Below are 25194 nucleotides of genomic sequence, written 5' to 3'. Positions count from 1 at the left end.
TGCTTTCTTACGTTCTACCTTGGTGGTCCAGTTGATGGGCGTATCCTTACCCAACTGGCCGATACCGATTGGCAGCACGATAACGGTATTGGTGCCTTTCGGGTAGTAATAGAGACGCATTTCGGCGCTATTGATAACAATCCCTTCATGCACAGTATCCGGCAGGATCAGCTGTTGCGGGATGTTCATCACGGTACCGCCTTTCGGCAGATAGGCGTCGATACCCGGGTTCGCTTCCATCATGTTGGAGAGGCCCATCTGGTATTGCGCAGCGAAGTATTCCAGCGGCTGAGTGTTGTTTTCAGGAATGGTAATAACCTGATTTTGCCCTACCAGACGGCTGCCATCGGTCGGCAGAGGGTAGGTGACAGCAGACGCGGTTTTGCAAAAGCCCACGACGGCAAAGGCCGCCGCCAAAAGCGTTGTTAATTTCATTTTCATGTTGTGCGAGGTTCGTGCCACTGGCCGTTGGGTTAATGATACATTCTACGAATGGGAGCGCATTATATGTGCATTCCCGCGCACAGGGAATTCAGATGTGTACGAAATCACATTTTTTTCCCGCTGCACTCAGTTTAGCCCTTCGTTTCGGGGCAAGAATCTAATTCGGAATTGTGGCATAATAGGATGTTTGTCACACATTTCAGGATATCTCCGTGTTAGTTACCAGCAACGTCACCATGCAGTTCGGCAGCAAGCCGCTGTTTGAAAACATTTCCGTCAAATTTGGCGGCGGCAACCGTTACGGCCTGATCGGCGCCAACGGGAGCGGTAAATCCACCTTTATGAAAATTCTCGGCGGCGATCTTGAACCGACGCTGGGCAACGTCTCCCTCGATCCTAACGAGCGCATCGGTAAGCTGCGCCAGGATCAGTTCGCGTTTGAAGCCTTCACTGTCCTGGATACGGTTATCATGGGCCACGTGGAACTGTGGGAAGTGAAGCAGGAGCGCGATCGCATCTACTCTCTGCCGGAGATGAGCGAAGAAGACGGCTATAAAGTGGCCGATCTCGAAGTTAAATATGGCGAAATGGACGGCTATTCTGCCGAGGCGCGCGCAGGCGAGCTGCTGCTGGGGGTGGGTATTCCGCTGGAACAGCATTACGGCCCGATGAGCGAAGTGGCCCCCGGCTGGAAACTGCGCGTGCTGCTGGCTCAGGCGCTCTTCTCCAACCCGGATATCCTGCTGCTCGATGAACCGACCAACAACCTGGACATCGACACCATCCGCTGGCTGGAGCAGACGCTGAACGAACGCGACAGCACCATGATCATCATTTCCCACGACCGTCACTTCCTGAACATGGTCTGCACCCATATGGCGGATCTGGACTACGGCGAGCTGCGCGTCTATCCGGGCAACTACGACGAGTATATGACCGCCGCGACCCAGGCCCGCGAACGTCTGCTGGCGGACAACGCCAAGAAAAAAGCGCAGATTGCTGACCTGCAATCCTTTGTAAGCCGCTTTAGCGCCAACGCCTCGAAGTCTCGTCAGGCCACCTCCCGCGCTCGCCAGATTGATAAAATCAAACTGGAAGAGGTGAAAGCCTCCAGCCGCCAGAACCCATTTATCCGCTTCGAGCAGGATAAAAAACTGTTCCGCAACGCGCTGGAAGTGGAGTCGTTAACCAAAGGCTTTGACGAAGGTCCGCTGTTTAAAAACTTCAACCTGCTGCTGGAAGTCGGGGACAAAATCGCCATCATCGGCGCCAACGGCGTGGGTAAATCCACCATGCTGAAAACCCTGGTCGGCGAGCTGGAACCGGACAACGGCACCGTGAAATGGTCAGAGAATGCGCGCATTGGCTACTACGCGCAGGATCACGAGTACGAATTTGAAAACGACCTCACCGTTTTCGACTGGATGAGCCAGTGGAAGCAGGAAGGCGACGACGAGCAGGCGGTGCGCAGTATTCTCGGGCGTCTGCTGTTCAGCCAGGACGACATCAAGAAGCCGGCGAAAGTGCTCTCCGGCGGCGAAAAGGGCCGGATGCTTTTCGGCAAGCTGATGATGCAGAAACCCAATATTCTGGTGATGGACGAACCCACCAACCACCTGGATATGGAATCTATCGAGTCGCTGAATATGGCGCTGGAGATGTACCAGGGGACGCTGGTGTTTGTCTCTCACGACCGTGAATTCGTGAGTTCGCTGGCGACCCGCGTCATTGAGATCACGCCGCAGAAGGTCATCGACTTCTCCGGTAATTACGAAGATTACCTGCGCAGCAAAGGCATCGAGTAATGTTCTGACGCCTTCCCCGGCACGGGGGAGGCGTTTTTGATTAAACGTTAAATGGCTTTTGTCCTATTTCCCTGGGGCAGGACTTAGGTATACTGTTTTGACGTGTAGGATGCACGCTGTAATAAACACAAGGAGCGTATCGTGATGGAAAGGAATATCCTCAAAACATTTATTATTCCCGTCATTATTTTTATTTATGCTTTATGGCAATATTCGCGCGTAAGCTATCTGGTGAATTTCGCTTTCTATTACCAGGATAGCGCCATTATTTTTCGCTATAGCATGTCCTGCCTCGCGCTTATCTTTGCTCTGCTCGCCGCCGTAACGATTATCTATGCGATGGGGCTGTGTTATTTTAGCGCCCGCGCCGCACGTAAATCGCAGGATATATTAATCACCAAATTTTCCCGTTGCCGCCGCCTGTTGCCCTTTTTAATGGTGGGCGAAATGGTCTTTTGCGGGCTGGCGATAGTGTGCGTGGCGCTGTCGGAAATAGCCTGGTTTACTGATAATTTCAGAATGAACGGCGGCGGGTTAAAAATTGTCCTTATCGCGTTGTTTACGCTTCTGACTATTCTCTGGATGCTGTTTAAAGGCATTCTGTCTATTAAAAAATGCTTCTCTCTTTTTCAGCATGACGACTCGCATATTTATGGGGTGAATGTTTTACGCGACGATGCGCCAGAGCTCTGGTTGTGGATCGAGGCGCTGGCGCAACGGGCCGGGCTTATCGTGCCGGACAATATCGTTATCGGTTATTTCGATTGTTTTTACGTTACCGCGAACGCTATTCAGCTGGAGCAGGGGGCCAGGCTCACGGGCAATACGCTCTATTTGCCGTTGGGCTACGCCGCGCTGATGGATAAAGACGAGATCGCGGCGGTAATCGGCCATGAATTAGGCCATTTTACCGGTAATGACACACAGTACAGCCTGCGTTTCGCGCCGCTTTACGCCGGTATGACCAGCAGCCTTCATGAGATAGCGACGGGGGCGCAGGTTGGTTCCTGGGTCGATAAAATCGTGCTTATGCCGTCGCTGGATATGGGGGCGTGGTTTCTTGAACGCTTTCATGAAACGGTGAGCCACTGGAACCGTATTCGTGAATATGCCGCGGATGAAGCGGGGGCGAGAGCGGCGTCGCCCGCGGCGCTTGCCAGCGCGCTGCTGCGTATTACCGCGTTAAGTCAGGTGGTGGATAAACATACTACTGCGGCGGTGAGCGGCGACGTCTCGCTGGTGGGTTGGGTTGAAAATCTGCTCGCCGATCGGCAGAGCGCCGCGCCGCTTTCGGTAGAGGCGGGGCTGGAAACGGCGCTGGAACACCCTATGGACAGCCATCCCGCGACCCGGGCGCGAATCGAGAAGCTTGGCGTCCCGCTCGATGCTACGCTGTTCGAACAGGCGGCTCGCCCGGTAACGCAGGATGGCTGGCGGTCGCTCTGCGCCATGTTCAATGACCTCGCGCAGCTGTGTCTGCCGCTGGCGCAAACGGTCGAGGCGGAAATTAGCCAACAGAACACGGCCTGGCGAGAGACGCTGGAAACCCAGGTGCAGCGGTCTCAGGCAACGCTCGAATTTTGGGGAAATAAGGCCGGGGCATGGTTCTCACTGATATTAGGCGGCCTGTTTGTCTGTGGCGCGCTGGGAATGCTCTTTTTATCGTTATCCCACACCGAGGCCTTTTTTTCGCTTATCGGCCTCATCCTGCTTTTACCCGGCTCGCTGTTGCTTTTTGCAGGCAGAAAGCAGCTCAAACTGGCGGCGCACCCTCTCTTTTCTTTAAGCGAGGGGCATATTGATAGCCATTTAATCGCCAGCCCGCTGCCGCTGTGTAAGGTGGACTCTTTCCAGGTGCGTGGGTCCTCGGAAACGTTGACGGTGGAGCTCCGTCTGTGCAGCGAATATACACCGGATATTACAACGAAACGCCTGATGCAGCCTATTCGTTTCGACCCGAATAAGCATGCCGTGATCATGATCCTGGGCGGGAATTTTGTCCAGAGCGACGAGAACGGCAAAACAAAAATGGCCTGCTCGCAGGTTGCCGAGCGCATCGTGCAATATCTTTATGCAAGCAGTGCGCGGGACGAGCTGGCGAAATTACAGGAAAGTCATTAAGCCGATGACATCGGTAGGGTCAGCAACGAAATATATTCAGTAAATGAAATGTTAAGCGTTGCGATTGCCTGGAGCAAAGGGAAATGAAACGTATTATCCGCATTTTTGGTTTTTCTTTATTAATTTTACTGTATGGGTTTTGGCAGTGTTTTCGCAGCTTTTCCGGCGTCATGTCAGGCGGGAAAATGGTGCGCTTTATACTTTCGGAATTAGGCATGGCGGCAAGCGGCATGGCTATTGTCATCGGCATTAGCGCGCTGTTGCTCTGTTATCTTTGTGCAAAACTGGCCCGGCGTTCACAAAATACCCTGATTTTTCTTTTTACGCTGTGCCGAAGGTTATTGCCTTTCATGATGGTGGCGATGATTATTTTTGGCGGGCTGGCCTTCATCGCGATCGTTCTCTCTGAGCTAATCTGGTTAGCGACGACGGTCAACCTCCACAGGAGCAGCGGAAAAGCCATTATTTTCGCCCTGTGTATTATAGGTTCAACGCTGTGGCTGCTGTTTAAAAGCGTTGGCGCCTTGCGGAAATGTTTTGCTTTATTTAAAGCCAGCGCCTCAGAAATTGACGGACATAACATTACCGAGCAGCAGGCGCCATTGCTATGGCAGTGGATTCGGCAGCTTGCAAAGCAAGGGCAGGTGGTTACCCCTGATAATATCGTCATTGGCTTTTTCGACTGCTTTTACGTTACGGCGAATGACGTCCGTCTGCGCAACAGTGGGGAGCAACTGAAAGGCAATACGCTCTATTTTCCGTTAACCTTTGCCGCCATGATGAGCCGGGAGGAAATTGCTGCGGTTATCGGCCATGAGCTGGGCCATTTTACCGGAGACGATACGCAATACAGCTTACGCTTTGCCCCGCTTTATGCCGGCATACAAAACAGTCTTGATCAAATCTCACGGACTGCGCGAGGTGTTTCCTGGATCGATCGCGTTGTGCTCTATCCCGCGCTCGAAACCGGCCTGTGGTTCCTGCGTTCATTTCATGAGACCGTGCGATACTGGAGCAGGATTCGCGAATTCGCTGCCGATACTGCTGGCGCACGGACCGCATCTCCAGAAGCGCTGGTTAGCGCCCTGTTACGTATCTCCGCGCTGGATGATGTCATAAACGACTGTTTAGAAGATGTGCTAACCGGCAAAGCCAAAGACAACGATATTCTCGCTGGACTGGTGGCGAGCGCCAGTAACTTGCCTGCCCTGGATGTGCGCCCCTTTATGGAGGAGGCGCTCACCCACCCGACTGACAGCCATCCCCCGACAAGCCAACGTATCGCCGCGCTTAATGTGACGGTAAGCGAGAGGCTGTTAAACAGTGCCGCACGCAAACCTGACGCGCGCGATCATCAGGCCTTAATGGCTTTGATAGCGTCTGATGAAGGGAACATTGTGGCTTCTATGGCGCAGAACCTGATTCAGCGGGTTAAGCAGCACAGGGAAGCCCTGCGTGCCAGGCTTGAAACGGAGGCCGCGCAGCCCTCTGAAACGAAGATGTTCTGGATACGGACAAAGGACACCTGGTTTTTTCTGGCGATAGCCATCATTTTGTTTGCCGCAGGCGGCTTTATTACTCTGACAGCGCGTGGCGGGTTCGAATATATCGGCTGGGGAATGGTGGCGTTCAGCGTCATGTTTAGCTTGCTGGCGAGAAAACATTACGTTGACTCGCGAAAGCCGCTCTATCTGTTTAGTGAACAGGGTATTCAGTGCCAGAGTGTTGACGGCATATTTAAATGGACCTGGATGGAAGACGCGTTTGAGTTCGAGGAGATGCTGGGGTCGCTCTGTATTGTATTCCGTTGCCATTCCCATGTGCCGCTGCCAAAGGTCCTCAGCCGGAAAAGCGGCATCAGGCCCGGTAAAAACAATACCTATATCATCACTATCCCTGACCCCATGTTCACGGGGGAAAGTGATAAGCGCTTAAAAATCAAGGAACAGGAATTTATCGATCATTTCCGCCAATACTATGATTCCGCCTGCGCCCGGGAAGCATTACAGGAATTTTAGTTGCGATGCTTACGGCGCATCGACAGCACGCGCCGTAAGCATCATTGTTTTCAGGCCATTCCCAGCGCCCGCCGGCCGTGAATATTCAAATCCGCCAGCGTAAAGCGTCCTTCCCAGTCGGTTTCGTAATCTTCACGCGGGAAATCGCCGGGCGACGCGCCTTTTTCCAGCGCCGCTTTCACCTTGTGGGCGTAAGCCAGATTCTTTTCGCACAGCGGCGCGGCGGGAATATACATCACGTTTCCCCAGCCCTGCTGATTATCGACCGGGGCGACAGAGTGAATCACGTCGCAATGCCACCAGACGGAATCCCCGGCCTCCAGCGCCGGAATGCTGGTCAGCGCCTCAATGAGCAGGGGGTGCCATTGCTCTGAAATCGGCAGAACCCGCCCTGGCGCAACGCCGCACAGTTCGTCTTCCGGTACGTCGTCAAGCAGCGGTCGCAGCAGAATGTAGGCCATCGCCTCCGGGATGGGAACGACGTGCAGTAGTCCCTGACCGGGGATCATATCCGACAGAGCCGTCCACCCCTGGAAGGTGCGGAACACCGAGCATTTGGTGGTGTTCTCCACGCTGTACTCTTCAACGTCCGTGCGATGCGCCGCATCCCACGGATCCCAGGCTTCGACGTTGCCGTTAAAGATGCTGCCGAAGACCTGCTGGTAGGCGGGGAGCAGCCAGCGCTCCAGCGCGCCGGAGTCGGTATGCGCGCCCAGTCCTTTCGATGTCGTTCCCGGCGGGCGGCGGCGAATACGGTCCGGGTAAATAACGCTGACATCAGGGTCGAACCAGCGTTTACCGTCGCTTTCAAAGCGCCATAAGCGGTTGAGGAAAGACTGCACGGCAGCCATTTCCTCACTCTGGCGCGCCTGCATCTGCGCCTGCGACCAGTAAATAGGGAAAATTTCAGGCCGGGAGGCGCTCAGGGTGCCGAAGAAGTTATCGCCCGGCCCTTTATACACCTCATCAAAGCGATTGCGATCCAGGTAATCCAGCATCGACTGGTCCCACGCCAGCGCCCGTTCACGTCCAAAGTGGCCTTTGATGACCGCGCAACCGCGTTCTTTAATCAGAGCGCGTTGCGCATCGCTGACTTTGCCCTGCTCAATATCGGTAAAGGGGATAACGGGCCAGACCGGATCGCCCTGCGCTTTTAAGGCGTTGATTTGCGCCACCCGCTGGCTAATACGGGCATGAAGTTTATCAAATGCTCCCTGCACATCGCCGATTTGCTGGCGCAGTTCCTGTTTCAACTGGCGAATTGCCGCCTTGTGGTCGGCAGGCAGTGCCTGGCTGCTGAATGTCATAACGACCTCGCTATCTTTCATTCGAAACTTAATTAACTTACATATGTTAATTTAAGTGAAAAAAAGGTTAATGCAAGTTTAAAAACTTGAGGGCGGACACAAAGCAGGAAGAAAATGAGCCGGAGCGCGCGCTCCGGCCTGGCTCTTAGCAGAAGGGAGGGGTCTGATCCAGTACCGCCTGAATGACATTCAGCGCGCCCTGGTGGTTGTTATCATCGGTGCGATGGCGGGCAATCTGTTTAATCGCGTCGCCGGCGTTGTCCATGGCGAAGGACCACGGCGTCATACGCAGCATCTCCGCATCGTTGCCGCTGTCGCCAATAGTGACGCAATTCTGCGGCGACAGCTTCCAGCGTTTTAACAGGCGCGTGATACCGTTGGCTTTGTGCAGGCCGGGGATAATCAGGTCGACAAAGCCAAAGCCGCTGGTGACCGGCTTCATAATCCCATCCAGCGAGACGTGGAGCCTGTCGATAAGCTGCGGGATATCGCTGTCGGGTAAATTGAGGGAGAACTTAAACAGCGTATCGTCAATTTTGTGGTAATCATCGATGCGTGCCAGCCGGTGGTAGTGTTTCGCCATCAGATCAACAAACGCCTGGGGGGCATTTTCGCTGATGTAGGCGCTCTGCAGGCCACAGGCGACAAAGTTCAGCCCCTTATCCTTTAGCAACTCGCCAATGACCACCTGCGCTTCATGGCGGGTAAGCTCACCGTGAAACAGCTGCTGACCGTGTTCATATACCAGGGCGCCGTTTTCCGCGACGAACGAGATCTCGTTTTTAATTTCAGGGAAGAAAGAGATGAGCTGGTAATACTGATTTCCGCTGGCGACCACGAATTCAATATCGCGCGCTTTGAGTTCGGCGAACTGCGTCAGGAAACGATCGCGGTCATACTGCTTGGCGTCGTCGAGAAAAGTTCCGTCCATGTCGGTGACGATAACTTTTACGGTCATACTTTTGCTCCTGGATTATAAACAACCAGCAACATTGTAATAACAGTGTGACCTGAAGCACAAATTTATTTCATTCGAAAGCAAAAGCAAAACGGCGACGCGAGTTGCCGTTTTTAGTGTTTGCACCCTCTCCCTGTGGGAGAGGGTCGGGGTGAGGGCAAAGCCGCATGCTTTAAAGCGTATGCTCGGTCCTGGCGATAATGTCATCCTGCGTGTCCGGCGACAGGGCAGTGAAGAAGGCGGAATAGCCCGCTACGCGCACTACCAGATCGCGATACTGATCGGGATGTTTTTTTGCCTCCAGCAGCGTTTCGCGCGACACGATGTTGTACTGAATATGCCAGCCTTTATGCTCTTCGAAGAAGGTGCGCAGCAGTATCATCAGCTTCTGCTTGTCGGACTCATTCGCAAGCGTTGTCGGGTTCAGCTTCTGGTTCAGTAGCACGCCGCCGAGAATCGATCCGGTAGGCAGTTTACCCACGGAGCCGATAACCGCCGTTGGCCCCAGGTGGTCGGTGCCGGAAGCCGGGCTGGCCCCTTCCGCCAGCGGAGCATGCGCTTTGCGTCCGTCCGGCGTCGCCATTGTCGCCGCGCCAAACGGCACGTTGGCGGAAATCGACGACGTTCCTGCATAGTAGTTGCCGCCGATCGGACCACGACCGTAACGCGGGTTATGATACAGCTTAATCTCGTCAATATAGGTCTGATAGGCCCGGGCCAGCAGGGTATCAACGCTATCGTCGTCGTTACCGTATTTCGGCGCGCCGTTGATAAGCCGCTGGCGCAGCTGCTCGTGGGTGAGCCCTTCGAAGTCGTCAGCCAGCGCGGCGGCGAGCTGCTGCTGGCCGATGACGCCCTGTTCAAAGACCAGCTTTTTCACCGCCGCCAGGCTGTTGCCGAGGTTGGCGATGCCGACCTGTAAACCGGAAACCCAGTCATATTTTGCGCCGCCCTGCTTGATGCTTTTCGCCCGTTCGATGCAGTCGTCTACCAGCGCCGAGCAGAGAATATCGTGCACGTTCTCTTCCAGCATGGTATCGACCACATACTCAATTTCGATCGATTTACGGGTGTAGTAGCGAATCTGGGTATCCCAGGCCGCCATCACTTCATCAAAGTTATTAAAGTTACCGGCAGAGAGCGCCTTCTCCTGCGGCAGGAACACCTTGCCACTGGTGGCGTCGCGGCCGCCTTCCAGCGCCGCCAGCATGACCCGGGCGAAGTTAATAAAGCTCATCCCGGTGCAGCGGTAGCCCCATTTGCCGCCGACGGCGGTTTCAATACAGCCGATGGCCGCATAGTCGTAGGCATCCTGCGGCTCAATGCCCAGCTTGATAAACTCAGGGATGACAATCTCGTCGTTGTTGAATGCCGGCATCCCGAAGCCGCAGCGGATCACCTGTACGCAGGCGTCCAGGAAGTCGTTGCTCATTCCGGCGTGATAGCGCACGCTCAGGTTCGGCTGGGTGGAGCGCAGGCGACCACAGGATTCCAGGATCGCATAGGAGAGCGGGTTGACCGCATCCATCGGCTTACCGTTGACCAGGTTCTGGCCGCCAATGGTGACATTCTGGTACAGCGGGCTACCCGCAGAGGCTTTGGAGTGCGAGCCGGAGCGGATTTTATTGACCTCCAGCAGCTTCAGCCAGCAGCTGTGCAGCAGTTCAATAGCATGCTCGCGATCCAGCGTCTGATTAAGTTCCACATCGCGGCGGTAGTAGGGATAGAGATACTGATCCATACGGCCAAACGATACCGAGTGGCCGTTAGACTCGATTTGCAGAATCAGCTGGATGAAGTAGCACAGCTGCAACGCCTGCCAGAAGGTCTGCGGCGGCTGATGGGCGATAACATCGCAGTTTTCCGCGATAGTCAGCAGCTCATCCCGGCGGGTTTCGCGCGGCTCTTGCGCCGCCATCGTGCGGGCCAGGTCGGCAAAGCGCTTGATATGCAGGCTCACGGCATCCAGTACGATATCAATCGCTTTCAGGAACTGCTCGCCGTGCAGGTCATCCAGTACCGTCAGGTTGATACGTGAACGGCGCTCCGCGACTTTTTCGCGCAGGCCATCCAGCCCTTTTTCCAGCAGCAGCGGGAAGTTCACCGCCAGATGGGCGTCACCGGAGGTCATATTGCCTTCGGCCTTGATGATGCCGGTTTCCAGCAGGCCTTTTTGCTCATCGGTAAACATGCCGTAGCAGCGGTCCTGCACCGTCTGGCCGCGCCACCACGGGCAAATCTCATGCAGCACGCGCTTATTCTCTTCGCTCACCGCAAACCCCGCGCCCGGCCTGTCCGCCAGGTCATCGATCTCTTTTTCAATCCACGAGACGGTATATTCCGGGAAGATAGGCGCCGCGCGCACTTCACTGGCCTGGTTGCCAACGATCAGCTCGTCGTGCTTGATCCAGATAGTGCGCTCTGCAAGATGATGCGCCAGCGCCAGCGCGCGGCGTACCGGAATCGGCTTATCCAGATGCTGCCGGTACATGGCGGTATAGTGCTGAGCGCGTTCGGTGCACACCGGCGGTTTGACAATATGCACCAGCGCGGTTTTGTGCGCTTTGATGCGATCGCTAAGCGTATCCAGTTTCAGTTGGGTCATGGCGTTATCCTCGTAATATCGCGGTCAAACCTTTCTTACAGGCGTACTCTTGCGCGAAGTCCAGCAGCGCAGGGGCGTCCAGCGGTTTGTCCGGGGCGTGATAGGGTTGGCTGAGTAAGGTGTATTTGTTCATGCCCAGCGTGTGGTAGGGCAGAAAATGGATCTCGCTGACGTGGAGTTCGTCAGCGGCAAAATCAGTAATGGCTTTGACCGCCTCTTCATCGGCATTAAAGCCCTGGATCAGCGGCACGCGGATAATCATTTTTTTCCCCGCCGCCGCAAGCTTCTTCAGGTTGTCCATCACCCGGGAGGCGCTGCCGTCGGTCCACTGTTTAAAGGGGGCGTCGGCGACATGCTTTAAGTCGGCAAGGAACAGATCGACATGCGGCAGTGACGGTTCGATATATTTCCACGGGACGTGCAGGCAGGTTTCGACAGCGGTATGAATGCCTGCCTCGTGGCTGGCTTTAAACAGCGCGGCAGCATACTCCGGCTGCATAAACGGTTCGCCGCCGGAGAGGGTGATGCCGCCGCCGCTGCGGTCATAAAACGGCTTGTCGCGCAGAACGGTAGCCATAACCTCTTCAACGTTTTTAACTTCGCCGCACACGGTCAGCGCCTGGGTCGGGCAGCAGTTGGTCAGGGCATCCAGAAGAGGGGCATCAAGCCTGTCGCGCGCAATCAGCAGGCCATCCAGCGTGCGGTGAATGGCCTGTGGCGCAGCCTGCTGGCAGAGGTCGCACCCGGCAAGACAAAGACGGGCATCGAACAGCACATCCCGTTGCCGTTCGCGGCTCTCCGGGTTCTGGCACCAGCGGCAGCCGAGCGAACAGCCTTTCAAAAACACCACGGTGCGAATACCGGGGCCGTCATGGGTGGAATAACGTTGAATATTAAAAATCATATGCGGGCCTCATCTTGCATATGAAGATTAAATAACTTTCGAATGAAAGTTAGATTGATAAAAATCAACTCTGAGAAGGGTTGTTGGCCGCAAAGGGAAAAGTTTGCGCAATCTCACACTTTGCGTAGCGGGCCGCATACAGGCGTGTCGCTTACATGAGGGAGGTAAAATGGCTGGATTACCCCTCGCATTCGGGCGAAAGCGAAAGTGCTGTCTTCACCTGAACGGAGCATAGTCAGCTCAACGGACTTTTCAGGTGAGGGAGCACCATGGCAAAAAAGAGAACCTCAACGCCTCATGACGCGGTGTTCAAGACATTTTTACGGCATCCCGCCACCGCGCGTGATTTTCTGGAAATTTATCTGCCGCGCCCTTTGCGGGAGATTTGCAATCTGCAAACGCTAAAGCTGGAGGGCAGTAGCTTTATTGAGGAAAATCTTCGGGCGTGCTATTCGGATGTGCTGTGGTCGCTTAAAACGCGTCAGGGTGACGGGTATATTTATGTGCTTATTGAGCACCAAAGCAGGCCTGATGCCCATATGGCGTTCAGGCTAATGCGCTATGCTATCGCGGCGATGCAAAATCATCTCGATGCCGGGCATCGACAGCTTCCGTTAGTGGTGCCGATGCTTTTTTATCACGGTATGGATAGCCCCTATCCGGGATCGCTATGCTGGTTCGATGAGTTCGCCTCTCCTGGACTGGCGAAACAGCTCTACAGCGCCGCGTTTCCGCTGGTGGATATCACGGTGACGCCGGACGATGAAATTCTCCGTCACCGCCGTGTCGCGATGCTGGAGCTGGTGCAAAAGCATATTCGTCAGCGAGATATGATGGATATTATCGACCGGCTGGCGGCAATTTTGATGACGGGTTTAACTAATGACTCTCAGTTAAAAACGCTATTTAATTACATACTTCAGTTTGGGGACGCAGCGCAATTCAGTCTGTTCATCAGCGAGTTCGCCAGCCGCGTACCGCAATATAAGGAGAGCTTAATGACCATTGCAGAACGACTACGGCAGGCAGGCTGGCACGAAGGCCAGCAGCAAGGCATGATACAAGGAATAGAGCAGGGGCAAAAGGAGGGGCAACAGCAGGGACGCCACGCGGAAGCGTTGCGCATTGCCCTTAACATGCTGGCGGACGGTATTGACCGTGAGCTGGTGCTGAAAATAACCGGAATCGCCGAAAGCGAGCTGCCGTTGCCAGGCCATTAAGCCGCCCGCTATCGCTTAGCGGGCCGTCTGGTGGTCTCCGCAGACTTCGCAGGCGCGGTCGCGCGCGAGTTTCATTTCGCGAAACTGGCAGGTCATGGCGTCATAGAGGATGATTTTCCCTGCGGCGGGGGTACCGTAGTGTGTCAGTACCTTAATCGCCTCCATGGCCTGCAGCGAACCGATAATGCCCACCAGCGGCGCCATGACGCCAGCCTCTACGCAGCTCAGGGCATTTTCCCCAAACAGGCGGCTCAGGCAGCGGTAGCAGGGTTCGCCGTCACTCCAGCGAAAGACGCTGATTTGCCCCTCCATTCGGATGGCCGCGCCGGAAACCAGCGGCGTTTTACTGGCGAAGCAGCCCGCGTTGAGCTGGTTGCGAATGGCTACGTTGTCGGTACAGTCCAGCACCAGATCGTGTCGGGCAATCAAGGCGCAAAGGGCGGCGTCATCCAGCAGGGCATTCACCGTGGCAAGGGCAATATGCGGGTTGATACGGCTGAGGGCGGCTCGGGCGGAGTCCACTTTCGGCTGGCCTAACGTGGCATCGCTGTGCAGCGTCTGGCGCTGTAAATTCGACAGCGCCACGGTGTCAAAGTCGAGCAGCGTCATCTGCCCGACGCCGGCGGCGGCAAGATATTGCCCGGCGGCGCAGCCGAGGCCGCCAAGCCCTACCACCAGCACGCGGGCCGCTTTCAGGCGCTCCTGACCCTCAAAGTCGAAACCGCGCAGAATAATCTGCCGGTTATAGCGCAGCATCTCTTCGTCGCTCAGCGTATCCTGCACCTCAACCTCCAAACAGATGATTGAACATCTCTACCTCAACCCATTCACCTGCCTCGACGTTGCCGCGCTCGCGCTCCAGCACGATAAAGCAGTTCCCCTGGCTAAATGAACTGAAAATATGCGAGCCCTGCGGGCCGGTAGAGCTGACCACCAGCTCGCCGTTTTCATCCCGCGCAAGCCTGCCGCGCTGGAAATCAAGACGCCCCGGCGATTTTTTCAGCCGGGTAAGCGCACGGGCGCGCAGCCGCAGCGGGAGGGGGCTGGCGCTGCTGCCGCTCAGTTTCGCCAGCAGCGGCTGCACCAGTTGGTAAAAGGTAAGCGCCGCGGAAACCGGATTGCCCGGCAGGCCGCAGAACCAGCTATGAGGCAGCTTGCCGAAGGCGAAGGGTTTACCGGGTTTGATGGCCAGCTTCCAGAAGGTGATTTCGCCCAGCTCATCGAGCAGCGTTTTGGTGTAATCGGCTTCGCCAACCGATACTCCGCCGGTGCTGATAACCACATCCGCCTGCTGGTCGGCGCGGATAAAAGTCTCCCGCAGCAGTGCCGGGTCGTCAGGTATGATGCCAAGGTTAATCACCTCGCAGCCAAGCTGCTCCAGCATCAGGTGCACCGTCAGTCGGTTGGTGTCGTAGATTTGCCCCTCGTCCAGCGGCTGCCCCGGCAGGCGAAGCTCATCGCCGGTAGAAAAGAGCGCCACCCGCACCTTGCGTACAACCGAGACCTCCGCAATGCCTAATGAGGCGAGAACGGGCAGTTCGGCGGCGGTAAGTTTTTGCCCGGCGCGATAGACGGCGGCCCCGGCGCGGATATCTTCCCCGGCCCGGCGAATGTGCTGGCCTGCCCGTACCGGCGCAATAAAGCGCACCCCGGCGTCGCTCTGCTCCGTCTCTTCCTGCATGACCACCGCCTCGCAGCCCGGCGGCACCGGCGCGCCGGTCATGATCCTCACGCAGCTTCCTGCCGGCCACTCGCCGCTAAAAGGCTGCCCGGCGAAGGCTTTTCCGGCGACAGGCAGCGGCGCGTTAGCCACCAGGTCGGCCAGCCGCACGGCGTAGCCGTCCATTGCTGCGTTATCGAAGCCGGGGACATTCAGCGGCGAGACAATATCCTGCGCCGCCACGCGACCAAAACAGGCCAGCAGCGGTAAGGTTTCGCACGCGGTAAGCTTAGAAACGCGTGACAGCATTTGCTCCAGCGCCGAGTCCAGCGGGATCAGGCCTGCGGTATGGTCCATAATTTCACTCCAGCATCGCAACAAAGCGCCATTATGGCAGAAAAAGCCACCTCCCTGCATGTACTCCTCAAGTACCATTACCCTTCGTCCGCTTTACATCACTGAAACGACTTTCTATATTCAAAAATCGTATGAAGCTGTCGTCACAATAATGATATCTATAGAAAAAGCAGCAGGCTTCCCTTACCGGGCGATAAAAAAATGACAAAAGCAGTTATTGCGATACACGGCGGGGCAGGGGCAATTGCCCGCGCCCGGCTTAGCCCGGAAACCGAGCGGCAGTACATTGCCGCGCTCTCTACCATTGTCGAAACCGGCCAGCACATGCTGGAGGCAGGTGAGAGCGCGCTGGATGTGGTCACCGAAGCGGTGCGTTTACTGGAAGAGTGCCCGCTGTTTAATGCCGGGATTGGCGCGGTATTCACCCGTGATGAAACCCATGAGCTGGACGCCTGCGTGATGGATGGCTATTCGCTGCGCGCAGGGGCGGTGGCCGGGCTCAGCCGGGTGCGTAACCCGGTACTGGCGGCGCGTCTGGTGATGGAGCGCAGCCCGCACGTGCTGCTGGTTGGCGAAGGGGCGGAAAACTTTCTCTTTGCCGAAGGGGTAGAGCCGGTCGAAAAGGATCTCTTTTCGACCCCGGCGCGCTATCAGCAGCTTGTTGAAGCCCGGGCGGCGGGTGAAACAACCCTCGATCACGGTAGCGCGCCGCTGGACGAACGACAGAAGTTCGGCACCGTAGGTGCGGTGGCGCTGGATAAGCATGGCAATCTGGCGGCGGCGACCTCCACCGGCGGCATGACCAATAAACTGCCGGGTCGGGTGGGCGACAGCCCGCTACCCGGCGCAGGCTGCTATGCCAATAACGCTAACGTCGCGGTCTCCTGTACCGGAACCGGCGAGGTGTTTATTCGCGCGCTGGCGGCGTATGACATCGCCGCGCTAATGGAGTACGGCGGATTCAGCCTCCATGAAGCTTGTGAAGCGGTGGTGATGGAAAAACTCCCGGCGCTGGGCGGCGAGGGCGGGCTTATCGCCGTCGATCGTGAAGGCAATGTGGCGCTACCCTTTAATAGCGAAGGGATGTATCGCGCGTGGGGCTATGCGGGAGACGCGCCCAGCGTGGGAATTTATCGTGAATAAGGAGAGCGACGTGTCGCAGCGCCCTGAAACTGACGGCGACGTAGTACTGGATGTCCGTCATTTAAATGTCGCGTTTCGCCATGAGAAACAGCTTACTCAGGCGGTGCGCGACCTGTCGTTCACCCTAAAGCGAGGCGAGACGCTGGCGATTGTCGGCGAATCCGGCTCGGGGAAGTCGGTCACTGCGATGTCGCTGCTGCGGCTGCTTGAGCAGTCCGGCGGCGATGTCAGCTGCGATCGTATGCTGCTGACCCGTCGGGATAAGACCACGGTCGATCTGGCGAAGCTTAGCGCGTCCCGTCTGCACAGGGTGCGCGGCGCGGATATCGCTATGATTTTCCAGGAGCCGATGACCTCCCTTAATCCGGTCTTTCCGGTAGGGGAGCAAATTGCAGAGTCGATTCGGCTCCACCAGGGGCTGGGCAAAGAGCAGGCGCTGGCCGAGGCGCGGCGGATGCTCGACCTGGTACGTATTCCCGAGTCGCAAACGATCTTATCGCGCTACCCCCATCAGCTTTCCGGCGGTATGCGCCAGCGGGTGATGATTGCGATGGCGCTCTCCTGTCGTCCGGCGGTGCTGATTGCCGACGAGCCGACAACCGCGCTGGACGTCACTATCCAGGCGCAAATTCTGCAGCTTATCGCCGTGCTGCAAAAAGAGATGGCGATGGGGGTTATCTTTATCACCCACGATATGGGGGTGGTAGCGGATATTGCCGATCGCGTGCTGGTGATGTACCAGGGCGAAGCGGTGGAAACCGGTACGGTAGAGCAGATTTTTAACGCGCCGCAGCATCTCTACACCAAAGCGCTGCTTGCCGCCGTCCCGCGCCTGGGGGCGATGAACGGCAGCGATCTGCCACGGCGCTTCCCGCTGATGTCGTTACAACATCCTGAGCGCCCGGAACCGGCCACCGAGCAGGATACCGTGGTGCCCGGCGAGCCAATTCTGCAGGTGCGCGACCTGGTGGCCCGTTTTCCGCTGCGCAGCGGCGTTCTCAACCGGGTAACGCGGGAAGTGCACGCCGTGGAAGGGGTCAGTTTTGACCTCTGGCCGGGCGAAACGCTGGCGCTGGTGGGGGAGTCCGGCAGCGGTAAATCCACCACCGGGCGCGCGCTGCTGCGGCTGGTTGAGAGCCAGAGCGGCGCCATCACCTTTCAGGGGGAGCGAATCGATACGCTTCCCGCCGGTAAACTGCAGCATCTGCGGCGGGATATTCAGTTTATTTTTCAGGATCCTTACGCCTCCCTCGATCCGCGTCAGACCGTGGGCTACTCGATTATTGAGCCGCTTCGCGTACACAAAATCATGGGCGAGGAGGAGGCGCAGCGGCGGGTGCTCTGGCTACTTGAGCGGGTCGGATTGCAGCCGGAACACGCGTGGCGTTATCCGCATGAGTTTTCCGGCGGTCAGCGGCAGCGTATTTGCATTGCCCGGGCGCTGGCGCTTAACCCGCGCGTGGTGGTGGCGGATGAGTCCGTCTCCGCGCTGGACGTCTCCATTCGCGCGCAGATCATCAATCTGCTGCTGGATCTGCAGCGGGAAATGGGGATCGCCTTTCTCTTTATTTCACATGATATGGCGGTAGTGGAGCGCATCAGCCACCGGGTGGCGGTGATGTATCTCGGGCAGATTGTTGAAATTGGTCCCCGTCGGGCGGTGTTTGAAAACCCGCAGCACCCGTATACCCGCAAACTTATGGCTGCCGTGCCGGTGGCCGACCCGTCGCACCGCAGGGCGCAGCGGGTGTTACTGTCGGATGAACTCCCCAGCAACATCCACCCGCGCGGCGAGGCGGTGCACCGCGTGCAGTTGCAAAACGTCAGCCCCGGCCACTTCGTCGCCCGTACGACGCCGGGCAATACACAATCGCGTTTTTAGAACAGACAGGGATACTCAGGAGAACATTATGACACCATCAGTATCACGTAAGTGGCGGGTCGCGTTTGCCGTAGCGGCCGCACTCGCCGCCGCGCCTGCAATGGCCGCCAAAGATGTCGTTGTCGCCGTGGCGTCGAATTTCACCACCCTCGACCCCTATGATGCCAACGATACGCTGTCGCAGGCGGTGGCGAAATCGTTCTATCAGGGACTGTTTGGCCTTGATAAAGACATGAAGCTGAAAAACGTCCTTGCCGAGAGCTATACCGTTTCTGATGACGGCCTGGTGTATACCATTAAACTGCGCAGCGGCGTCAAATTCCAGGACGGCACCGACTTCAACGCGGAGGCGGTAAAGGCGAACCTCGATCGCGCCAGCAATCCGGAAAACAGCCTCAAGCGCTACAACCTCTATAAAAATATCGCCAGCACCGAGGCGGTGGATCCGACCACCGTCAAAATCACCTTAAAACAGCCGTTCTCGGCGTTTATCAATATCCTGGCCCACCCGGCGACGGCGATGATCTCCCCCGCGGCGCTGAAAAAATACGGCAAAGAGATTGGTTTTCACCCGGTCGGCACCGGCCCGTATGAGCTGGAGACCTGGAATCAGACCGATTTTGTTAAGGTGAAAAAATTCGCGGGCTACTGGCAGTCTGGACTACCGAAGCTGGACACCATCACCTGGCGTCCGGTCGTGGACAACAACACCCGCGCCGCGATGCTGCAAACCGGCGAGGCGCAGTTCGCTTTCCCGATCCCCTATGAGCAGGCGGCGGTACTGCAGAAAAACAGCAAGCTGGAGCTGGTGGCCAGCCCGTCAATCATGCAGCGCTATATCAGCATGAACGTCACCCAGAAGCCGTTCGACAACCCGAAAGTGCGTGAAGCGATTAACTACGCCATCAACCGCCAGGCGCTGGTCAAAGTGGCCTTTGCTGGTTACGCCACGCCAGCGACCGGCGTCGTACCGCCTTCGCTGGCCTTTGCCCAGAGCTATCAGCCGTGGCCTTACGATCCGGCCAAAGCCCGCGAACTGCTAAAAGAGGCGGGCTATCCGAAGGGGTTCAGCACCACGCTCTGGTCATCGCACAACCACAGCACCGCGCAAAAAGTGTTGCAGTTTACCCAGCAGCAGCTGGCGCAGGTGGGGATTAAAGCGCAGGTGACGGCGATGGATGCCGGGCAGCGCGCGGCGGAAGTGGAAGGCAAAGGGCAGAAGGAGAGCGGCGTAAGGATGTTCTACACCGGCTGGTCGGCTTCAACCGGCGAAGCCGACTGGGCGCTTTCGCCGCTGTTCGCCTCGCAGAACTGGCCGCCAACCCTCTTCAACACGGCGTTTTACAGCAATCCTCAGGTAGACAAAGACCTGGCGGATGCCCTTAAAACCACCAAAGAGGATGAGAAAGCCCGCCTGTACAAAGAGGCGCAGGACCTTATCTGGAAGGAGTCGCCCTGGGTGCCGCTGGTGGTGGAGAAACTGGTCTCCGCGCATAACAAAAACCTGACCGGTTTTTATATTATGCCCGATACCGGCTTTAGCTTTGACGATGCCGACCTGAAATAACCAGCTCATTTCCCCTCTCGGCCAGAGGGGGGAGTGAGGGAAGAAGACATGCTGAATTATGTTTTGAAACGCCTGCTGGGACTTATCCCGACGCTGCTTATCGTGGCGGTGCTGGTGTTTTTATTTGTCCATCTGCTCCCCGGCGATCCGGCGCGGTTAATTGCCGGGCCGGAAGCCGACGAGCAGGTGGTGGGGCTGGTACGCCAGCAGTTAGGCCTCGACAGGCCGCTCTACGTGCAGTTCTGGCACTACATCACCAGCGTGCTGCAGGGTGATTTCGGCGTCTCGATGGCGTCGCGTCGCCCGGTGTCGGAAGAGATAGCCAGCCGTTTTATGCCCACGCTGCTGCTGACCTTCGCCAGTATGATCTGGGCCATGCTGTTTGGCCTCGTGGCGGGCATCGCGGCGGCGGTGTGGCGCAACCGCTGGCCGGACAGGCTCGGCATGGCGCTGGCGGTAACGGGCATCTCCTTTCCCGCCTTCGCGCTGGGCATGCTGCTGATGCAGGTCTTTTCGGTGGAGCTTGGCTGGCTGCCGACCGTCGGCGCGGACAGCTGGCGGCACTATATTCTGCCGTCGCTGACGCTGGGGGCGGCGGTGGCGGCGGTTATGGCCCGCTTTACCCGCGCATCGTTTGTTGAGGTGCTGAATGAAGACTACATGCGTACCGCTCGCGCCAAAGGGGTGCGTGAACGCGGGGTCATCCTCAAGCATGGCCTGCGCAACGCGCTGATCCCGGTGGTGACGATGATGGGGCTACAGTTTGGCTTTCTGCTTGGCGGCTCGATTGTCGTCGAGAAAGTCTTTAACTGGCCCGGCCTTGGTCGTCTGCTGGTGGACTCGGTCGACATGCGCGACTACCCGGTTATCCAGGCGGAAGTGCTGCTCTTTTCGCTGGAATTTATTCTTATTAACTTAGTGGTGGATGTGCTCTACGCCGCCATTAACCCGGCTATCAGGTATAAGTAAGGATGCGATTGTTAAACTGGCGTCGACAGGCAATCTTAAAGGCCATGCCCGGGCTGAAACCGGAGCAGGTACGCGCTCCCTGGCATGAATTCTGGCGGCGTTTTCGCCGTCAGCCGCTGGCGATGAGCGCCGGGCTGTTTGTGCTGTTGCTGATTGTGGTGGCGGTAATCGCCCCGTGGATCGCGCCGTTCGACGCAGAGAACTATTTTGATTACGACCGCCTTAACGAGGGGCCGTCGATGATGCACTGGTTCGGCGTGGACTCCCTCGGGCGGGATATCTTTAGCCGGGTGCTGGTGGGCGCGCAAATCTCGCTGGCGGCAGGGGTGTTCGCGGTGCTGATTGGCGCGGCTATCGGCACCGTGCTGGGGCTGCTGGCAGGCTATTATGAAGGGTGGTGGGACCGTATCATCATGCGCATTTGCGACGTGCTGTTCGCCTTCCCCGGCATCCTGCTGGCGATTGCGGTGGTGGCGGTGATGGGCAGCGGCATGGCGAATGTGATCATCGCCGTGGCGGTCTTCTCCGTCCCGGCCTTCGCCCGTCTGGTGCGCGGCAACACGCTGGTACTTAAGCACCAGACTTTTATTGAGTCGGCGCGCAGCATCGGCGCGAGCGATGCGGCCATCATCTTTAACCATATTCTGCCGGGCACGGTGTCATCGATCGTGGTCTATTTCACCATGCGTATCGGCACGTCGATCATCTCGGCGGCAAGCCTCTCTTTCCTGGGCCTTGGCGCACAGCCGCCAACCCCGGAGTGGGGAGCCATGCTCAACGAAGCGCGGGCCGATATGGTGATGGCCCCGCACGTAGCGCTCTTCCCGGCGGTGGCGATTTTTCTGACCGTGCTGGCCTTTAACCTGCTGGGCGACGGGCTGCGGGACGCGCTGGACCCCAAAATTAAAGGGTGATTAACGCTTCGCTCAGGGCCTTGAGAAACACCGGCAGCACCGGGTTTGGATTGGCCTTCGAGTAGACCAGAAAATTGTGCGCCTGAATATTCACCCCTTCGATATTCATAAACGTGACGTTGGGCATCCCCAGCGTGCGTGAAGAGGCGGGGACGATGGCGCACCCCAGCCCGGCGTTGACCAGCCCTAAAATAGTGTGCGTCTGCGCCAGCTGGTATTTGAAATCCGGCGTGATGTCGTTAAAGGCAAACAGGTCGGTGATGCGGTCGTAGAAATGGCGCGCTTCGTTGGGGCTGTAAAGAAAAAAGGGCTCGTTGTTAAAGGCGCTCAGGGAGATTTTGCGCTTGCGCGCCAGCGGATGGTCGCAGTGAAAGGCGGCGACAAAGGTCTCTCCCTGCAACGGCAGCCACGCCAGCAGCGGATTGGGTGGGACATGGCGCACAAAACCAACGTCAATACTGTTGTTTTCAATCGAGCTAATTTGTTTATGCGACACCTGCTCAAATAACTGAAAATTCACCCCCGGCAGTTTTACCGTCAGCTCTTTGAGCAGTTGCGGAATAAAATTCCACGAAAATACCGCCGTAAACCCCATCGCCAGCGTCCCGGTTTCGCCGGAGGCGCAAAGCTGGACCGATGATTCCAGTCGGTCGGCTAATTTAAGTATTAATCGTGACTCCGTCAGCAAATGTTTGCCCATATGGGTGAGCTGCACATGACGATTATTTCTTTCGAACAGCGCGCCGCCAAGGCTTTTTTCCAGCAGTTGGATCTGGCGGCTAAGCGGCGGCTGCGTCATATGCAGCCGGGCTGCGGCGCGTCCGAAATTCAGCTCTTCGGCCACGGCGATAAAACAGCGCAACTGGTGTAAATCCATAATTCAATTCTTATATTAATGAATACCGCATTTATATTAGACATGAATTATTCCCCTGTCCATCATCAACTTAATTTCAACTCGATGGAAAAAGATGATGTTTAATAATTCCGACAAGCCTAAAAATCACATTTTATTAACTCAGCCGGTACCGGATGCGATTGATGAAATATTGCTGCGCGATTATCACGTGCACCGTCTGTATCAGGCGAGCGACAGCCAGAAAATGCTTGCTGATATCGGCCCGCAAATCGAAGGGGTGGTGACGGGCGGAGCGAAAGGGCTGTCGCGGGAGATGATGGCCGCGCTGCCGGCGCTGAAAATCGTCGCGGTGAGCGGGATCGGCACCGATGCGGTTGACCTGCCGTATGCCGCCGGGCGCGGTATCTTTGTGACCACGACTCCCGGCGTGCTGACCGACGACGTGGCGGACATGGCGCTGGGGCTGCTGATCTCTACCCTGCGGCAGATGAGCGAAGGGGAGCAGGTGGTGCGTTCAGGGCGCTGGCCGCAGACCAACCTGCCGCTGGCGCGTAAAGTCACCGGCGTCACGGTCGGCATCATTGGCATGGGACGCGTTGGCCAGGCTATTGCCCGCCGCGTGAGCGCGTTCGACACCCGTATTCTCTATACCGATCTCGCCGCCATTCCGACGCTCGATTACCCCTTCGTCGCGGATCTCCATGCGCTGGCGCAGGAGGTGGACGTGCTGATACTCGCCGCCTCTGCCGACAGCGGCAACGTCATCATTACTGAATCCGTGCTGCAGGCGCTTGGCCCGCAGGGGTATTTCATCAATGTGGCGCGCGGCAAGCTGGTGGATGAGAAAGCCCTGCTCGCGGCGCTGACGGAAAAACGCATCGCCGGGGCCGGTCTGGATGTTTTCGCCAGCGAACCGCATGTGCCGGAGGGCTTCTTCACCCTCAACAATGTCACCCTTCAGCCGCACCGGGCCAGCGCCACGCTTCAGACGCGGCTGGCAATGGGCAACATGGTGCTGGAAAACCTGGCGGCCTGCTTTAGCGGCGCGCTGCCTCCCCATCGGGTGTAATCATTTCTGTATCCTACAAAAAATAAAAGCGAGAACATTATGAGCAAACAAATGGATGTTTCTCTGGAGCAAACCAGACGCGTGGGGCACCATCGCTACTGGGTGCTCGGGCTGATTTTCATCATTACCGTTATCAACTATGCGGACCGCGCCACCATGTCCATCGCCGGGACGTCGGTCGTGAAAGAGCTGGGGCTTGATCCGTTGATGCTGGGGATGATCTTCTCCGCTTTTGCCTGGGCCTACGCGCTGGGGCAAATTCCCGGCGGCTGGCTGCTCGACCGCTTTGGCGCAAAGAAAGTGTACGGCATGAGCCTGGTGCTGTGGTCGGTATTCACCATGCTGCAGGGAACGGTGGGCTGGATTGGCCTCACCGGCAGCCTGGCGGCGATGACCTTGTTTCTGATGCGCTTTATGCTTGGCCTGGTGGAGTCGCCCGCCTTTCCGGCGAACTCGCGTATCGTCTCCAGCTGGTTTCCAACCCGCGAGCGCGGCGTGGCTTCGGCGCTGTTTAACTCCGGGCAGTATATGGCCGTGGTGGTCTTTACGCCGATCATGGCCTGGCTGACCCACGCCTGGGGCTGGGAGCACGTCTTTTTGTGGATGGGGGGCGTAGGGCTGGCGCTGGCGGCGCTGTGGTTCGCCTGGTATAAAGAGCCGCATAAGGACCCGCGCCTGACAGAAGCAGAGAAAACGTTGATGCGCGAGGGCGGGGCGCTGGTGGATCTCGACAGCGAAGGCGCGGGTAAAAAGAAAAAGACCGCGCTGCGCGACGTGAAATGCCTGTTCAACAGCCGTAATCTGTGGGCCATTTACCTCGGCCAGTACTGCATTACCGCGCTGACCTATTTCTTCATCACCTGGTTTCCCATCTACCTGATTCAGGGACGCGGCATGACCATCATGCAGGCGGGCTGGGTCGCCGCGCTGCCCGCTATCTGCGGTTTTACCGGCGGGTTGCTGGGCGGCTACCTTTCCGATGTCCTGATCGGCCGCGGAGTACACCCCTCCCGCGCCCGTAAAACGCCCTTTGTGCTCGGAATGGGGCTGTCGACTATGCTGGTTTTCGCCAACTTTGTGGATACCAATAGCGCGGTGATCTTCCTGATGGCGCTGGCCTTCTTCGGTAAAGGGTTTGCGGCGGTGGGCTGGGCGGTGCTGTCGGATGTCGCGCCGAAAACCATGATTGGCCTGTGCGGCGGGGTATTTAACGGGATTGGTAATATTGCTGGTATCGTTACGCCGCTGGTGATTGGTTATGTGGTGACCGTCACCGGCTCGTTTAACAACGCGCTGTGGTTTGTGGCGGCGCATGGGGTGCTGGCGGTAATAAGCTACCTGGTGATTGCCACCCGCTTTGAGCGTGTTGGGGAGTAATAAAATCGCCGCCTG

Annotated in this window: 19 protein-coding genes; 11 read left to right on the top strand and 8 right to left on the bottom strand. The window is 57.2% G+C overall.

Annotation, left to right across the window (positions count from 1 at the left end; genetic code table 11):
* On the bottom strand, positions 1 to 441 hold a 441-nt coding region (locus ENTHG_RS09090), incomplete at its 3' end, for a transpeptidase (protein ID WP_044178187.1).
* Positions 442 to 656: 215 nt separating this feature from the next.
* Between ENTHG_RS09090 and ENTHG_RS09085 the strand changes: the two genes are divergently transcribed.
* The 3 genes from ENTHG_RS09085 to ENTHG_RS23720 all read left to right on the top strand — a co-directional run bounded on the left by ENTHG_RS09085 (position 657) and on the right by ENTHG_RS23720 (position 6388).
* Positions 657 to 2249: an ABC-F family ATPase gene (locus ENTHG_RS09085; RefSeq protein ID WP_044178184.1), complete on the top strand. Its 1593-nt coding sequence runs from the start codon at positions 657 to 659 to the stop codon at positions 2247 to 2249.
* A 144-nt stretch (positions 2250 to 2393) separates the two neighbouring features.
* Positions 2394 to 4370: a M48 family metallopeptidase gene (locus tag ENTHG_RS09080; RefSeq protein ID WP_052332683.1), complete on the top strand. Its 1977-nt coding sequence runs from the start codon at positions 2394 to 2396 to the stop codon at positions 4368 to 4370.
* Positions 4371 to 4453: 83 nt separating this feature from the next.
* Positions 4454 to 6388, top strand: a complete 1935-nt coding sequence (locus ENTHG_RS23720) for a M48 family metalloprotease (RefSeq protein ID WP_052332682.1) — start codon at positions 4454 to 4456, stop codon at positions 6386 to 6388.
* Positions 6389 to 6438: 50 nt separating this feature from the next.
* Here the strand turns inward: ENTHG_RS23720 and ENTHG_RS09070 are convergent, their stop codons facing one another.
* From ENTHG_RS09070 to ENTHG_RS09055, 4 genes are all read right to left on the bottom strand, one after another.
* Positions 6439 to 7695, bottom strand: a complete 1257-nt coding sequence (locus ENTHG_RS09070; protein ID WP_044179191.1) for a DUF1479 domain-containing protein — start codon at positions 7693 to 7695, stop codon at positions 6439 to 6441.
* Between the two features lie 145 nt (positions 7696 to 7840).
* Positions 7841 to 8653 (bottom strand): Cof-type HAD-IIB family hydrolase, encoded by an 813-nt coding sequence (locus ENTHG_RS09065; RefSeq protein WP_044178181.1) that lies wholly within the window; start codon positions 8651 to 8653, stop codon positions 7841 to 7843.
* 172 nt (positions 8654 to 8825) lie between these two features.
* A complete protein-coding gene (locus ENTHG_RS09060) occupies positions 8826 to 11258 on the bottom strand; it encodes a formate C-acetyltransferase/glycerol dehydratase family glycyl radical enzyme (RefSeq protein ID WP_044178178.1) in 2433 nt (810 codons plus the stop codon).
* A gap of 4 nt (positions 11259 to 11262) precedes the next feature.
* On the bottom strand, positions 11263 to 12162 hold the full coding sequence (locus tag ENTHG_RS09055; RefSeq protein WP_044178174.1) for a glycyl-radical enzyme activating protein: 900 nt from the start codon (positions 12160 to 12162) through the stop codon (positions 11263 to 11265).
* A 269-nt stretch (positions 12163 to 12431) separates the two neighbouring features.
* Between ENTHG_RS09055 and ENTHG_RS09050 the strand changes: the two genes are divergently transcribed.
* Entirely contained in the window at positions 12432 to 13382 is a 951-nt protein-coding gene (locus ENTHG_RS09050) for an Rpn family recombination-promoting nuclease/putative transposase (protein ID WP_044178172.1), read from the top strand.
* A gap of 15 nt (positions 13383 to 13397) precedes the next feature.
* On the opposite strand, the gene moeB is transcribed toward ENTHG_RS09050, so the two are convergent.
* A complete protein-coding gene (gene moeB / locus ENTHG_RS09045; RefSeq protein WP_071825853.1) occupies positions 13398 to 14165 on the bottom strand; it encodes a molybdopterin-synthase adenylyltransferase MoeB in 768 nt (255 codons plus the stop codon).
* A gap of 1 nt (position 14166) precedes the next feature.
* Entirely contained in the window at positions 14167 to 15399 is a 1233-nt protein-coding gene (gene moeA / locus ENTHG_RS09040; RefSeq protein WP_044178170.1) for a molybdopterin molybdotransferase MoeA, read from the bottom strand.
* Between the two features lie 201 nt (positions 15400 to 15600).
* Here moeA and iaaA point away from each other — a divergent pair, with 201 nt between their 5' ends.
* Genes iaaA through gsiD form a run of 5 tightly spaced genes read left to right on the top strand, consistent with a single transcriptional unit; the run spans position 15601 to position 21874 of the window.
* Positions 15601 to 16542 (top strand): beta-aspartyl-peptidase, encoded by a 942-nt coding sequence (iaaA, locus tag ENTHG_RS09035; protein ID WP_044178167.1) that lies wholly within the window; start codon positions 15601 to 15603, stop codon positions 16540 to 16542.
* On the top strand, positions 16502 to 18424 hold the full coding sequence (gsiA, locus tag ENTHG_RS09030; RefSeq protein WP_071825836.1) for a glutathione ABC transporter ATP-binding protein GsiA: 1923 nt from the start codon (positions 16502 to 16504) through the stop codon (positions 18422 to 18424). Before iaaA ends, gsiA begins: the two co-directional genes overlap by 41 nt.
* A 28-nt stretch (positions 18425 to 18452) precedes the next feature.
* Positions 18453 to 19991, top strand: a complete 1539-nt coding sequence (gene gsiB, locus ENTHG_RS09025; protein ID WP_044178161.1) for a glutathione ABC transporter substrate-binding protein GsiB — start codon at positions 18453 to 18455, stop codon at positions 19989 to 19991.
* Between the two features lie 48 nt (positions 19992 to 20039).
* Positions 20040 to 20960: a glutathione ABC transporter permease GsiC gene (gene gsiC, locus ENTHG_RS09020; protein ID WP_044178158.1), complete on the top strand. Its 921-nt coding sequence runs from the start codon at positions 20040 to 20042 to the stop codon at positions 20958 to 20960.
* A gap of 2 nt (positions 20961 to 20962) precedes the next feature.
* On the top strand, positions 20963 to 21874 hold the full coding sequence (gene gsiD / locus ENTHG_RS09015) for a glutathione ABC transporter permease GsiD (RefSeq protein WP_044178155.1): 912 nt from the start codon (positions 20963 to 20965) through the stop codon (positions 21872 to 21874).
* On the opposite strand, the gene ENTHG_RS09010 is transcribed toward gsiD, so the two are convergent.
* On the bottom strand, positions 21864 to 22751 hold the full coding sequence (locus ENTHG_RS09010) for a LysR family transcriptional regulator (RefSeq protein ID WP_044178152.1): 888 nt from the start codon (positions 22749 to 22751) through the stop codon (positions 21864 to 21866). The genes gsiD and ENTHG_RS09010 overlap by 11 nt on opposite strands.
* 94 nt (positions 22752 to 22845) lie before the next feature.
* On the opposite strand from ENTHG_RS09010, the gene ENTHG_RS09005 reads away from it, so the two are divergent.
* Together ENTHG_RS09005 and ENTHG_RS09000 are read left to right on the top strand one after the other, a co-directional pair.
* Positions 22846 to 23802 carry a 2-hydroxyacid dehydrogenase gene (locus ENTHG_RS09005; RefSeq protein ID WP_237567461.1) on the top strand — a complete coding sequence of 319 codons (957 nt, stop codon included), beginning with the start codon at positions 22846 to 22848 and terminating at the stop codon, positions 23800 to 23802.
* Between the two features lie 39 nt (positions 23803 to 23841).
* Positions 23842 to 25179: an MFS transporter gene (locus ENTHG_RS09000; protein WP_044178146.1), complete on the top strand. Its 1338-nt coding sequence runs from the start codon at positions 23842 to 23844 to the stop codon at positions 25177 to 25179.
* The last annotated feature ends 15 nt before the right edge of the window (positions 25180 to 25194 follow it).

Origin of the sequence: Phytobacter massiliensis JC163 (genome assembly GCF_000321045.1) — a bacterium.
Taxonomy (GTDB): Bacteria; Pseudomonadota; Gammaproteobacteria; order Enterobacterales; family Enterobacteriaceae; genus Phytobacter_A; species Phytobacter_A massiliensis.
The sequence above is the reverse complement of the archived record's forward strand: the minus strand, read 5'-3'. Positions and strand labels throughout refer to the sequence as shown.